The sequence below is a fragment of the Pseudomonas sp. SBB6 genome (assembly GCF_024213215.1).
GTDB lineage: Bacteria > Pseudomonadota > Gammaproteobacteria > Pseudomonadales > Pseudomonadaceae > Aquipseudomonas > Aquipseudomonas donghuensis.
On sequence record NZ_JANAVH010000002.1, the window covers coordinates 340,616 to 353,185 of the forward strand.

At 62.7% G+C, this 12,570-nt stretch carries 12 protein-coding genes; 5 read left to right on the forward strand and 7 right to left on the reverse strand.

Going from position 1 to position 12,570, the window contains the following annotated elements:
• Positions 1-21 precede the first annotated feature (21 nt).
• From prpC to NLX68_RS04825, 3 genes are all read right to left on the reverse strand, one after another.
• Entirely contained in the window at positions 22-1,149 is a 1,128-nt protein-coding gene (gene prpC, locus NLX68_RS04815) for a 2-methylcitrate synthase (protein WP_254283027.1), read from the reverse strand.
• A gap of 74 nt (positions 1,150-1,223) precedes the next feature.
• Complete coding sequence (gene prpB / locus NLX68_RS04820; RefSeq protein ID WP_010222526.1) at positions 1,224-2,114, reverse strand: methylisocitrate lyase; 891 nt, start codon at positions 2,112-2,114, stop codon at positions 1,224-1,226.
• The gene (locus NLX68_RS04825) at positions 2,111-2,821 is read right to left on the reverse strand and encodes a GntR family transcriptional regulator (protein WP_010222527.1); all 711 of its coding nucleotides are present in this window, start codon (positions 2,819-2,821) and stop codon (positions 2,111-2,113) included. The genes prpB and NLX68_RS04825 overlap by 4 nt, the downstream gene beginning before the upstream one ends.
• A gap of 293 nt (positions 2,822-3,114) precedes the next feature.
• On the opposite strand from NLX68_RS04825, the gene NLX68_RS04830 reads away from it, so the two are divergent.
• From NLX68_RS04830 to pabB, 4 genes are all read left to right on the forward strand, one after another.
• Positions 3,115-3,651 carry an ATP-dependent zinc protease gene (locus tag NLX68_RS04830; protein ID WP_026001282.1) on the forward strand — a complete coding sequence of 179 codons (537 nt, stop codon included), beginning with the start codon at positions 3,115-3,117 and terminating at the stop codon, positions 3,649-3,651.
• A gap of 5 nt (positions 3,652-3,656) precedes the next feature.
• Positions 3,657-5,189: an inactive transglutaminase family protein gene (locus NLX68_RS04835; protein WP_254283029.1), complete on the forward strand. Its 1,533-nt coding sequence runs from the start codon at positions 3,657-3,659 to the stop codon at positions 5,187-5,189.
• A complete protein-coding gene (locus NLX68_RS04840; RefSeq protein ID WP_254283031.1) occupies positions 5,189-6,166 on the forward strand; it encodes an alpha-L-glutamate ligase-like protein in 978 nt (325 codons plus the stop codon). The genes NLX68_RS04835 and NLX68_RS04840 overlap by 1 nt, the downstream gene beginning before the upstream one ends.
• Positions 6,167-6,293: 127 nt before the next feature.
• Positions 6,294-7,637 carry an aminodeoxychorismate synthase component I gene (pabB, locus tag NLX68_RS04845; RefSeq protein ID WP_254283033.1) on the forward strand — a complete coding sequence of 448 codons (1,344 nt, stop codon included), beginning with the start codon at positions 6,294-6,296 and terminating at the stop codon, positions 7,635-7,637.
• Positions 7,638-7,739: 102 nt separating this feature from the next.
• Here pabB and thrH read toward each other — a convergent pair whose 3' ends face one another.
• Positions 7,740-8,357 (reverse strand): bifunctional phosphoserine phosphatase/homoserine phosphotransferase ThrH, encoded by a 618-nt coding sequence (gene thrH / locus NLX68_RS04850; RefSeq protein WP_254283035.1) that lies wholly within the window; start codon positions 8,355-8,357, stop codon positions 7,740-7,742.
• A 129-nt stretch (positions 8,358-8,486) separates the two neighbouring features.
• Between thrH and NLX68_RS04855 the strand changes: the two genes are divergently transcribed.
• A complete protein-coding gene (locus NLX68_RS04855; protein ID WP_254283037.1) occupies positions 8,487-9,221 on the forward strand; it encodes a phosphoadenylyl-sulfate reductase in 735 nt (244 codons plus the stop codon).
• On the opposite strand, the gene NLX68_RS04860 is transcribed toward NLX68_RS04855, so the two are convergent.
• The 3 genes from NLX68_RS04860 to NLX68_RS04870 are packed head-to-tail and all read right to left on the reverse strand — an operon-like array spanning position 9,208 to position 12,505.
• Positions 9,208-11,094 carry an ATP-binding protein gene (locus NLX68_RS04860; RefSeq protein WP_254283039.1) on the reverse strand — a complete coding sequence of 629 codons (1,887 nt, stop codon included), beginning with the start codon at positions 11,092-11,094 and terminating at the stop codon, positions 9,208-9,210. The two genes, NLX68_RS04855 and NLX68_RS04860, sit on opposite strands and share 14 nt — an antisense overlap.
• Before the next feature lie 13 nt (positions 11,095-11,107).
• On the reverse strand, positions 11,108-11,734 hold the full coding sequence (locus NLX68_RS04865) for a response regulator transcription factor (RefSeq protein ID WP_254283041.1): 627 nt from the start codon (positions 11,732-11,734) through the stop codon (positions 11,108-11,110).
• A 36-nt stretch (positions 11,735-11,770) separates the two neighbouring features.
• Positions 11,771-12,505 (reverse strand): molecular chaperone, encoded by a 735-nt coding sequence (locus NLX68_RS04870; protein ID WP_254283042.1) that lies wholly within the window; start codon positions 12,503-12,505, stop codon positions 11,771-11,773.
• Between the last annotated feature and the right edge of the window lie 65 nt (positions 12,506-12,570).

The window sequence follows — 12,570 nt, forward strand, 5'->3', positions numbered from 1 at the left end:
TGCTGGCCCAGTGAGCCAGTCTCAGCGTTGTTCGATTGGCACGAACTTGCGCTGTTCGACGCCGGTGTACTCGGCGCTCGGGCGGATGATGCGGTTGTTGGCACGCTGCTCGAATACATGCGCCGCCCAGCCGGTCAGGCGCGAGCAGACGAAGATCGGGGTGAACAGCTTGGTCGGGATGCCCATGAAGTGGTACGCCGAGGCATGGTAGAAGTCGGCGTTGGGGAACAGCTTCTTCTGCTCCCACATGGTCTTGTCGATGGCTTCGGACACCGGGTACAGCACAGTGTCGCCCACCTCATCGGCAAGCTTCTTCGACCAGGCCTTGATCACTTCGTTACGCGGGTCGGACTCTTTGTAGATGGCATGGCCGAAGCCCATGATCTTGTCCTTGCGCGCCAGCATCTGCAGCAGCTCGGTGACCGCTTCCTGCGGGCTCTGGAAGCGCTCGATCAGCTCCATCGCCGCTTCGTTGGCGCCGCCGTGCAGCGGGCCGCGCAGTGAGCCGATGGCGGCAGTGACGCAGGAGTACAGGTCGGACAGGGTCGAGGCGCAAACCCGGGCGGTGAAGGTCGAGGCGTTGAACTCGTGCTCGGCGTAGAGGATCAGCGAGACGTTCATCACCTTGACGTGCAGCGCGCTCGGCTTCTTGCCATGCAGCAGGTGCAGGAAGTGGCCGCCAATGGTGTCTTCATCGCTGGTGCAGTCGATGCGCACGCCCTCGTGGGTGAAGCGGTACCAGTAGCACATTACCGCCGGGAACAGCGCCAGCAAGCGATCGGTCTTGTCGTGCTGTTGCTCGAAGGTCAGCTCCGGCTCCAGGGTACCGAGCACCGAGCATCCGGTACGCATCACGTCCATCGGGTGGGCGTTGGCCGGGATGCGCTCGAGCACTTCTTTCAGGGCCTGCGGCAGGTCGCGCAGGGTTTTCAGCTTTTGCTGGTACTGGGCCAGCTGCGCCTTGCTCGGCAGCTCGCCGTACAGCAGCAGGTAGGCGACTTCTTCAAACAGCGCGTGCTCGGCCAGGTCGCGCACGTCGTAACCACGATAGGTCAGGCCGGCACCGGCCTGGCCCACGGTCGACAGTGCGGTTTGCCCGGCCACTTGACCACGCAGGCCGGCACCACTGAGTACTTTTGCTTCGGCCATTGTCTTTCTCCTTTCTTGAATTTGTTATGGAATCTCAGGCTGATCGCGGGGCAAGCCCGCGCCTACAGAGGACCTCAGCCCTTTTTCTGGGCGAACAGTGCATCGAGCTTCTGCTCGAACACGTGGTAGTTGATGGCGTCGTACAGCTCCATGCGCGTCTGCATGGTGTCGATGACGTTTTTCTGCGTGCCGTCGCGACGCAGCGCGGTGTAGACGTTTTCAGCGGCCTTGTTCATGGCGCGGAAGGCCGACAGCGGGTAGAGCACCAGCGAGACATCGACCGACGCCAGTTCTTCGGTGGTGTACAGCGGCGTGGCACCGAACTCGGTGATGTTGGCCAGGATCGGGGCTTTGACCCGGTCGGCGAAGGTCTTGTACATCGAAAGCTCGGTGATGGCTTCCGGGAAGACCATGTCGGCACCGGCTTCGATGCAGGCGGCGGCGCGGTCCAGGGCCGCTTCCAGGCCTTCGACGGCCAGGGCGTCGGTACGCGCCATGATCACGAAACTGTCGTCGGTACGGGCGTCAACCGCGGCCTTGATGCGGTCGACCATCTCCTGCTGGGAGACGATCTCCTTGTTCGGGCGGTGGCCGCAACGCTTGGCGCCGACCTGGTCTTCGATATGAATGGCCGCGGCGCCGAACTTGATCATCGACTTGACGGTACGCGCGACGTTGAACGCCGAGGAGCCAAAACCGGTATCCACGTCCACCAGCAGCGGCAGGTCGCAGACGTCGGTGATGCGCCGTACGTCGGTCAGTACGTCATCCAGGCCACTGATGCCCAGGTCAGGCAGGCCCAGGGAGCCTGCGGCCACGCCGCCACCGGACAGGTAGATGGCCTTGAAACCGGCACGCTGGGCCAGCAGCGCGTGGTTGGCGTTGATCGCACCGACCACCTGCAACGGGTGTTCGGCGGCAACTGCATCGCGAAAGCGCTGGCCGGGACTGCTTTTCTGACTCATGACTCACCTCGTGGGCTGGAAGCGTCCAGATAGTGACGCTCGATGTTGCGTTTGGAGGCGCCGATGTGGCGGCGCATCAAGAGCTCGGCCAGTTCACCGTCACGGTCGGCGATGGCATCGAGAATCCGGTGGTGTTCGGCGAACGCCTGGCGTGGCCGGTTGGGCGTGGCGGAGAACTGGATGCGATACATGCGCACCAGCTGATACAGCTCGCCGCAGAGCATCTGCACCAGGGTGCGGTTGCCGCTGCCCTGGATGATCCGGTAATGGAAGTCGAAATCGCCTTCCTGCTGGTAATAGCCAAGGCCGGCCTGGAAGGTGGCGTCGCGCTCGTGGGTGTCGAGCACCCGGCGCAGCTCGTCGATCTCGGCTACGCTCATACGCTCGGCGGCCAGGCGGCAGGCCATGCCTTCAAGGGACTCGCGGATTTCGTACAGTTCGATCAGTTCGGCATGGCTGAGCGACACCACCCGCGCCCCGACATGGGGCACGCGCACCAGCAGGCGCTGGCCTTCCAGGCGGTGGATCGCCTCGCGCAGCGGCCCGCGGCTGATGCCGTAGGTGCGCGCCAGCTCAGGCTCGGAGATCTTGCTGCCGGGGGCGATCTCGCCTTTGACGATGGCCGCCTGGATACGCCGGAAGACGTTTTCCGAGAGGGTTTCGCTGTCGTCTGCCACTGTGCCGGGGGCTTGGGCTGTGTCCAGCATATTGTTGACACCTCACAAATCAATGAGGGCAAAACTAGCCAAATAGACACGCATAGTCAAAGACAAAATGAATATTGTCGACAATCGTCTAAGAGCGAACTTCAAGGTCCCGGTTGTTGTCTGAGTGCAGCCGCTGGCGCCAGCACACCAGCGTGATAGAATGCCGCGCCTCCCGACGGGGCACGAATAGTGTGTCTGTCATCTGTTCATGCAGGTGGCAGGTAAACGAGGAAGCTTGCGCAGTACTGCCAGTGGCCTTGACCCGAACATCGCACAGCACCGCGCCAGGATTTATGAGACTTACGCCCCTCCCCCTGTTGTTCAGCCTCTGTCTGTTGCCGGCCCTGGGCCAGGCTGCGGAAAAGACCGTGTACGGCCTTAATGAATACGCCCGCCTGGCCGATATCGACCTGGAAGTGGCGGCCAAACTCGACACCGGGGCCAAGACCGCCTCGCTCAGTGCCCGCGACATCAAGCGCTTCAAGCGCAACGGTGAGTCCTGGGTGCGCTTCTACCTGGCAATTGACGCTGCCCACTCGCATCCGATAGAACGACCACTGGCCCGCGTCAGCAAGATCAAGCGACGCGCCGGTGACTACGACCCGGACGAAGGCAAGGCCTATACCGCCCGCCCGGTGATTGCCATGAACATCTGCATGGGTACGGCCCTGCGCAGCATCGAAGTGAACCTGACCGACCGCAGCGCCTTCCAGTATCCGCTGCTGATCGGCTCCGAGGCCCTCAAGCACTTCGACGCGCTGGTCGACCCAAGCCTTAAATACGCTGCCGGCAAACCCGCCTGCGCCACTGACGCTCACACCGCAGAGTAATCCTGATGCGCTCTCTTACCCTCCATCTGAAAGTCCTGATTACCGTCCTGGTGCTACTGGGCATCCTGGTCACGGCCTATCAGATCTTCTTTCTCGGCATTCCGGTGACCGAGGATGAAACCGATGACCTGTGGAACATCGACGCCAAGGTCGAGTTCGTTGCCAGCCCCAAGGACCCGGTCAAGGTCCAGATGTTCGTCCCCCCGCTGAGCCGCGACTACGTGAGCCTCAACGAGAGCTTCATCTCCAATAACTATGGCGTCAGCGTCAACCGCGTCGACGGCAACCGCAAGGTGACCTGGTCGGCACGCCGCGCCAACGGCAACCAGACCCTCTACTACCGCCTGGTGCTGACCAAGCGCTACAGCACCGAAAAGGCCAAGATCAAGGGCCCGACCTTCCGCGACAGCCTGGCCGTCGAAGGCCCGGAAAAAGTCGCCGCCGAAGCCCTGATGGCGCCAATCCGCCAGCATTCGGCTGACGTCGAGACCTTCGTCGGCGAAACCATCAAGCGGGTCAACAACCTCAACGACGACAACGTCAAGCTGCTGCTGGCCGGCGACACCTCGTCGCTGAACAAGGCCAAGGTCATCGACCTGCTGCTGTCGATCGCCCACGTACCGGTGGAGAAGGTGCACACCATCCGCCTGGTCGCCGACCAGCCGCAAACCCCTGAACTGTGGCTGCGCAGCTTCAACGGCACCGACTGGCTGTACTTCAACCCGGACACCGGCGAGCAAGGCCTGCCGGCCGACCGCCTGCTGTGGTGGACCGGTGATGACAACCTGATCACCGTCGATGGCGGCAAGAAAGCCAACGTCAGTTTCAGCCTCAACAACAGCGAAATGAACGCCATTCGCCTGGCCAAGCTAACCGACGAGAACACCGACGCGGACTTCCTCGAATACTCGCTGTACGGCCTGCCGCTGCAGACCCAGCAGACCTTCATGATCATGGTGATGATCCCGATCGGCGTGCTGGTGATCCTGGTGCTGCGCAACCTGATCGGCATCCAGACCCTGGGTACCTTCACCCCGGTGCTGATCGCCCTGGCCTTCCGCGAAACCCAGCTGGGCTTCGGCATCATCCTGTTCACGGTGATTACCGCGCTCGGGCTGTCGCTACGTTCCTACCTCGAACACCTTAAATTGCAGATGCTGCCGCGCCTGTCGGTGGTCCTGACCTTCGTCGTGGTGCTGATCGCCGCCATCAGCCTGTTCAGCCACAAGCTGGGCCTGGAGCGCGGCCTGTCGGTGGCGCTGTTCCCGATGGTGATCCTGACCATGACCATCGAACGCCTGTCGATCACCTGGGAAGAACGCGGCGGTGGCCATGCCATGAAAGTGGCGATCGGCACCCTGTTCGCCGCCTCCCTGGCGCACCTGCTGATGAGCGTGCCGGAGCTGGTGTACTTCGTCTTCACCTTCCCGGCGGTGCTGCTGGTACTGGTCGGCTTCATGCTGGCGATGGGCCGCTACCGCGGCTACCGCCTGACGGAGCTGGTGCGTTTCAAGGCTTTCGTGAAGGCTGACGCCTGATGTTCGGTCTCTGGAAAACCTGGAAAGCCCTGGAGGCCCGGGGCATCATGGGTATCAACCGGCGCAATGCGGACTACGTCCTCAAGTACAACAAGCGCCATTTGTACCCGATCGTCGACGACAAGATCATCACCAAGGAGCGTGCGATCCGGGCCGGCATCCATGTGCCGGAAATGTACGGGATCATCTCCACCGAGAAAGAGATCGACAAGCTCGGGGAAATCATCGGCGGGCGCAGCGACTTCGTCGTCAAGCCTGCCCAGGGTGCCGGTGGTGACGGCATCCTGGTGGTTGCCGATCGCTTCGAAGACCGTTATCGCACGGTCTCGGGCAAGATCATCAGCCACGAGGAAATCGAGCACCAGATCTCCAGCATCCTCACCGGCCTGTACTCCCTGGGCGGCCACCGCGACCGCGCGCTGATCGAGTACCGGGTAACCCCGGACCAGATCTTCAAGAGCATCAGCTACGAAGGTGTGCCGGACATCCGCATCATCGTGCTGATGGGCTACCCGGTAATGGCCATGCTGCGCCTGCCGACCCGCCAGTCCGGCGGCAAGGCCAACCTGCACCAGGGCGCCATCGGTGTCGGCGTCGACCTGGCCACTGGCGTGACCCTGCGCGGCACCTGGCTGAACAACATCATCAGCAAGCACCCGGACACCACCAACGCGGTGGACGGCGTGCAACTGCCGAACTGGGACGGCTTCATGAAGCTTGCCGCCGGCTGCTTTGAGCTGTGCGGCCTGGGCTACATCGGCGTCGACATGGTCCTGGACCAGGACAAGGGCCCATTGATCCTCGAACTCAACGCCCGCCCCGGCCTGAACATCCAGATCGCCAACGACTGCGGCCTGACCCTGCGCACCCACGCGGTGGAGGCGCACCTGGAGCAACTGGCCAAAGACGGCCGCCAGGAGAGCGTCGAAGAACGCGTACGCTTCGCCCAGGAGCTGTTCGGCCACGTGCCGAGCTGAGTCAACACTCCGCCTGCGTCAGCCTGCCCGGCTGGCGCGGGCTGGAGACTCAATGTCGTAGTCAGCGCTAGGAGCATTTCCTACAGAGGACTACAATCGCCTCCCCGCATTCATAGCTGTTACTTGCATGCCGACCTGTACGCTCCACCCCCTGCCCTACCAGGCCGATCCCGCGGCCTACTTTGCGCGCATCCGCAAGGCGCCCGGCGCCGTGCTGCTCGACAGCGCCCGGCCAACGGCCGAACGCGGTCGCTTTGACCTGCTCAGCGCCTGGCCGCTGCAGACCCTGGCACCCACGGTGGATGAAAGCGGCAGCGCTTACCTGCAGCGCCTGCGTGACAGCCTGACGCAACTGGGCCGGGCGCAGGTACCCGATGGCATCGAATTGCCGTTTGCCGGTGGTCTGATCGGTTATTTGAGCTACGATTTCGGCCGACGACTGGAGCACCTGCCCAGCGTTGCCGTCGACGACCTGGGCCTGGCCGATGCCAGCCTTGGCCTGTATGCCTGGGCGCTGATCAGCGATCACCAGCAACAGCACAGCCAGCTGCTGTTCCACCCAAGCCTGGCCGAGGCCGAGCGTCAGCGCCTGATCGAACTGTTCGAGGCACCAGCCACTGTCGACACCGCCAGCTTTGCGCTGCAGGCGCCAATGCGCGGCGATATCAGCGCAGAACACTACCGCCAGGCCTTTGACCGGGTGCAGCAGTACATCCATGCCGGCGACTGCTACCAGATCAACCTCACCCAGCGCTTTCGCGCCCCCTGCCAGGGCGACCCCTGGCATGCCTACCAGGCCCTGCGCCAGGCGTGCCCGACGCCGTATTCGGGGTTCCAGCTGCTGGCCGATGGCAGCGCGCTGCTGAGCTTCTCGCCAGAGCGCTTCATCCGCGTCAGTAACGGCCAGGTCGAAACCCGGCCGATCAAGGGCACCCGCCCACGCAGCAGCGATGCCGGCGAAGATGCACGCAACGCCGCCGAACTGCTGGGCAGCAGCAAGGATCGCGCAGAGAACCTGATGATCGTCGATCTGCTGCGCAACGACCTGGGGCGCACCTGCGAGATCGGCTCGGTGAACGTGCCGGAGCTGTTCAGCCTCGAGAGCTACCCCAACGTGCATCACCTGGTCAGCAGCGTCACCGGGCGCCTGGCGGCCGGCAAGGACGCCCTGGACCTGATCGCCGACAGCTTCCCCGGTGGCTCGATCACCGGCGCGCCGAAAATCCGCGCCATGCAGATCATCGACGAGCTGGAGCCCAGCCGCCGGGCGCTGTATTGCGGGTCCCTGTTGTATGTGGATGTACGCGGTGAAATGGACAGCTCGATTGCCATCCGCAGCCTGCTGGTCAAGGACACTCAGGTGTGCTGCTGGGGTGGCGGCGCGGTGGTGGCTGATTCGGACTGGCAGGCGGAGTACGAAGAGTCGATCACCAAGGTCAAGGTGTTGCTCGAGACCTTGCAGGGCCTCTGAAAGGCATCGCCGGCAAGGCCGGCTCCCACAGGGAATGCATGCACTGGACCATTGTGGGAGCCGGCCTTGCCGGCGACGGGCTGCAGCGCAGCCCCAAAACCATCAGAGGCTCAACGACTGGTTCGAAGCCTTGATGAACGCTTTCTTCAACGCTTCAAAATCATGCACCGCCGGGAACTGCGGGAACTCGCGAATGACGTTCTCCGGCGCATGGAACAGAATCCCCGCATCCGCTTCGCCAAGCATGCTGGTGTCGTTGTACGAGTCGCCCGCGGCAATCACCCGGTAGTACAGGCTCTTGAAGGCCAGCACCGACTGGCGCTTGGGATCTTTCTGGCGCAACTGGTAACCGGTGACCCGATCGGATTCGTCGGTGATCAGGCGATGGCACAGCAAGGTCGGGAAGCCCAGCTGGCGCATCAGCGGCTGGGAGAATTCGTAGAAGGTGTCGGAGAGAATCACCACCTGGAAACGCTCCCGCAGCCAGGCGACGAATTCAATGGCGCCGTCCAGCGGCTTGAGCGTGGCAATCACCGCCTGGATATCGGAAAGCTTCAGGCCATGCTCATCGAGAATGCGCAGGCGCTGTTTCATCAGCACGTCGTAATCGGGAACATCGCGGGTGGTGGCTCGCAGCGATTCGATTCCGGTTTTTTCCGCGAAGGCGATCCAGATTTCCGGGACCAGCACACCTTCCAGGTCGAGACAGGCAATTTCCACGGCACACTCCTCGAACAACGCCAAAAATGGGAAGCCGCACTCTACATGCGCGGCGTCGACCCCGGCAATTTTTGTTAAGATCGGGGTATTACGAGCGCCAAGCGCCACTCAACGACCGGAAGCCGCCTGATGAGCCAACCCTTCGACGTCGCCGCCCTGGCCGCGACCTACGCCAACAAGTCGCCGCAAGACATCCTCAAGCTGGCCTTCGAGCACTTCGGCGATGACCTGTGGATTTCCTTCAGCGGTGCCGAGGACGTGGTGCTGGTGGACATGGCCTGGAAGCTCAACAAGAACGTCAAGGTGTTCAGCCTCGACACCGGTCGCCTGCACCCGGAGACCTACCGGTTCATCGAGCAGGTGCGCGAACAGTACAAGCTGCCGATCGAGGTCCTCTCCCCCGACCCCAGCAAGCTTGAGCCCTTGGTCAAAGAAAAAGGCCTGTTCAGTTTCTACAAGGACGGCCATGGCGAGTGCTGCGGCATCCGCAAGATCGAACCGCTGCGGCGCAAGCTGAGCACCGTCAGCGCCTGGGCCACCGGCCAGCGCCGCGACCAGAGCCCGGGCACCCGCAGCCAGGTGGCAGCGCTGGAGATCGACAGTGCGTTCTCCACCCCCGAGCACACCCTGTACAAGTTCAACCCGCTGGCACAAATGAGCAGCGAGGAAGTCTGGGGCTACATTCGCATGCTTGAGCTGCCGTACAACAGCCTGCACGAGCGCGGCTTCATCAGCATCGGCTGCGAACCCTGCACCCGCCCGGTGCTGCCGAACCAGCACGAGCGCGAAGGCCGCTGGTGGTGGGAAGAGTCGACCCAGAAAGAATGCGGGCTGCACGCCGGCAACCTGATCACCAAGGGCTGACCTCCTCGGGCTGACAATGGCGCTCAAGGTGCCGCTCAAGCTCCACGATCGCCTGGCGCAGCAATTCCACCAGTTGGCTGATGCGGTGGGCCGGGGCATGCGCGGCGCAGGCCTTCTCCAGCTGGGCGCAGATGTCCAGCAGATCGTGGGCGCGGATCATGCGCGCCCCGCCCTTGAGACGGTGCACCAGGTCGGCAAGCGCCGCCAGGTCCTTACCGTCGTGCAGCCGGTCCAGCCGCCGCAGATCCTGGCGGTTACTGCTGAGCAAATCGCCGAGCAGGGCTTTGACCTTGCTCTGGTCGCCCACGGCCAACACCAGCAGGCTGGAGATGTCCACGCCTGGCAACACAGCTAGCGGCGGGGCCTCGACCGGCACCGGCGCAGCGCACGCCACCCCGCCCAACGCCTGTGCCAAATCATCGATACTCAAGGGCTTGAACAGGCACGCATTCATTCCCGCCGCCCGGCAGCGGGCGCGTTCGGACGCCTGAGCGTTGGCGGTTACCGCCAGCACCCGGCAGGCGAGTCTGCCGGCCCGCCGCTCATGCTCGCGGATCGCCCGGGCCAGCCGGTAACCATCGAAGATCGGCATATTGCAGTCGGCAATGACCACATCGAACGGTTCTCGCAGCCAGCAGCGCAACCCCTCACCGCCGTGTTCGCACACCCGCACGCGATGGCCCAGGTAGCCAAGCTGGTGCATGAGCAGAATGCGATTGGCCGGATAATCATCCACCACCAGCACCTTTAGCGGTTTTACCCCGCCAGCGCCCTCCCGGCACCTGCCTGGCGCAGTGCTGGAAGCCGAGGGCGGCAGACAGGTCAGGCTCAACTGCAACTCGACGCGCGTGCCCACGCCAATGCTGCTATCGAGCTGCAGGCGCCCGCCCATCAGTTCGCACAACATCCGACAAATGCTCAGCCCCAGGCCCGCACCGTTGCGCCCCGTTTGCCGGTTGTTGCTGGCCTGGCAATAGGGCGTCCCCAGGCGTGACAGGTCGGCCATGGGAATGCCGACGCCGGTATCTTCCACCACCAGGGTGACGGCTACCCGGTGGCGCTGGCGCTGCGTTTCAAGGCGAACACGCACCGAGCCTTCACGGGTGAACTTGATCGCATTGCTGACCAGGTTGGACAGAATCTGCTTGAAGCGCAGGGCATCGAGCAGCACGTCGCTATCCAGCGCACCAGCGACCTCCAGATACAAGCGCAGGCCCTTGCTCTGGGCCTGCTGTTCAAACATGCGCACCACGCCTTCGACCTGCTGGCGCAACGGGGTACGCCGTGGTTCGAGCAGCAGTTGGCCGGATTCGATGCGGGTGACATCCAGCACATCGCCGAGCAACTCCAGCAGGCCGCGCGCCGAGCTTGAGGCCACCTCGATGGCCAGCCGATCGAGGACACCCTGTTCGGCCTTTTCCTGGGCCAGCTCGAGCATGCCCAACAGGGCATTCATGGGCGTGCGAATCTCATGGCTCATGGTCGCCAGAAATGTCGTCTTGGCCTGGTTGGCCGCCTCTGCCTGCTCTTTGGCGGCTTGCAGCTCAGCGTACAGTTCGCTCAAGGCCCGTTCGGCCCGTTCACACTTGCGGATCGACTGGCGCAGGTAGTGAATCCATACCAGCGCCAGTGCCAGCAAGCTGCCGACCAAGGCACACGCCTGGGCAATCAGGCGCCCGTTGTCGTGCCAGAAACTGTCGACTATCGCCAGCGTGGGGTTTTGCACCACCACCGCATGCGCATGAGCCTCAAAGGCGCGCAAGCCGCGGATCGCATCCGGCCAGATGCCTGGCGTTAGGTCGTCGGCGCCAGCCACTTCGGCCAGGCATAACAGGGCCAGCAACCCCAGCGCTTGCAGCAATCGAGCCTGCACACAATTGCGCAACCTAGACGAGCAGATTGCGCTTGGCGACATCCGCCAGGTCCACCAATGATTTGACCCTCAGTTTTTCGATCAGGCGGGTTTTATAGGTGCTGATGGTCTTGTTGCTCAACAGCATCGCATCACCAATAGCCTTGTTGCTCAAGCCCCGGGCCAATTGCTGCAGCACCAGCAGCTCACGGTTGGTCAGGCTGGCGATGCATTCGGCCTCCGTGGCCCGCACATCGACCCTGCTCACGGAGCTCAGGGCAACCTCGGGGAAGTAGGTGTAGCCGGACATGACCGCATGCACCGCCTTGCTCAGTTCGCACAGATCATCGGTTTTCGACACATAGCCGACCGCGCCGGCCTTCATGCAGCGCAGGGAAAAATAATCAGCCTGCTGGGAGGTCAGTATCAGGATCTTCAGCGAAAGCTTCATCGCCTTGACCCGGGCAATCACTTCCAGGCCATCAAGCCCCGGAATACTGATATCCAGGATCATCAGGTCAGGGCTCAGCTCACGGGCCAGGCGTACGGCATCGATGCCGTTATCGGCCTGGCCGACCACGTTGAAACGTTCGCTGGCTAGCAGCAAGTTGACGCTGGAGCGAATAAACGGGTGATCATCGACGATCAGGACATTACTCATGCTTTCCCTCATACCACGACGGTGACAGGGCCCGATTCACCCCTTGAAGGCAATCTCGCGGCGTTGCTCGCCCTCGACCAGTTCAAAGCGATAATGACGCCCGGCCTTTTTCTCGAACGCGCGGGTATTGCCCGGCAACACATGGTGCTTGGTCGCCGGGGCACAGTCCTGGTTGCCGGCGGCGCAGTCATTGAAATGATCGAGCACGATAGTGGTATTGCCCTTGTTGGGAATCAGGAAGCGCCCTGCCTCTTGCTCTACCTCGGTCTGGTAGTGGCTTGCCTGGGGTCGCACAAACAGGATCGAGCCATAACCGGCAAGGATATTGACCCCGACCTTGAGGGCGTTTTCATAGCGCTCGGCTTCATCTTCGCTAATCGCAAAACCGTCGTCGACTTCCGGCAGCACCGGGATGAAGCGCAACCGGAAATAGCGCTCGTGGTCACGCTCGCCGCGATAGAGCAAGCGCACCGCCTGCATGCCATTGGCGGGGATGATCAGCCGCGCGGGGCTGACCACCAGGCCACGCTGCAACGCCTCGCGGCCATCCATCTCGACCTCGCGCGCCTGCCCCTGGTTGTCGTAGAGCAACTCGACGACACTGACCTTGACGAATGCGGTGGTATCACCACTATTGCGCACGCGTTTGAGCAGCGTGCTTTTGCCGCCGTCCAGATAGTCGTAAAACGTACCAATGTTGAGCTCGGGACCGGCGAGCGCGGTGGTGGCCATCAGCATCAACAGCAGCGGTATTGCCAGCGTTCCTTTCATCTATTTAGCTCCCAGCATAACTGGCTAATTAATATCATTCTCATGCACTAGACGTGACCGAGCAA

What these genes read in the sequence shown, in the direction of transcription:
- NLX68_RS04870 (WP_254283042.1), bottom strand. Translation starts at nt 12,505, where the DNA reads ATGAAAGGAACGCTGGCAATACCGCTGCTGTTGATGCTGATGGCCACC.
- NLX68_RS04830 (WP_026001282.1), top strand. Translation starts at nt 3,115, where the DNA reads ATGAGACTTACGCCCCTCCCCCTGTTGTTCAGCCTCTGTCTGTTGCCG.
- prpB (WP_010222526.1), bottom strand. Translation starts at nt 2,114, where the DNA reads ATGAGTCAGAAAAGCAGTCCCGGCCAGCGCTTTCGCGATGCAGTTGCC.
- NLX68_RS04855 (WP_254283037.1), top strand. Translation starts at nt 8,487, where the DNA reads ATGAGCCAACCCTTCGACGTCGCCGCCCTGGCCGCGACCTACGCCAAC.
- pabB (WP_254283033.1), top strand. Translation starts at nt 6,294, where the DNA reads ATGCCGACCTGTACGCTCCACCCCCTGCCCTACCAGGCCGATCCCGCG.
- NLX68_RS04840 (WP_254283031.1), top strand. Translation starts at nt 5,189, where the DNA reads ATGTTCGGTCTCTGGAAAACCTGGAAAGCCCTGGAGGCCCGGGGCATC.
- prpC (WP_254283027.1), bottom strand. Translation starts at nt 1,149, where the DNA reads ATGGCCGAAGCAAAAGTACTCAGTGGTGCCGGCCTGCGTGGTCAAGTG.
- NLX68_RS04825 (WP_010222527.1), bottom strand. Translation starts at nt 2,821, where the DNA reads ATGCTGGACACAGCCCAAGCCCCCGGCACAGTGGCAGACGACAGCGAA.
- NLX68_RS04865 (WP_254283041.1), bottom strand. Translation starts at nt 11,734, where the DNA reads ATGAGTAATGTCCTGATCGTCGATGATCACCCGTTTATTCGCTCCAGC.
- NLX68_RS04835 (WP_254283029.1), top strand. Translation starts at nt 3,657, where the DNA reads ATGCGCTCTCTTACCCTCCATCTGAAAGTCCTGATTACCGTCCTGGTG.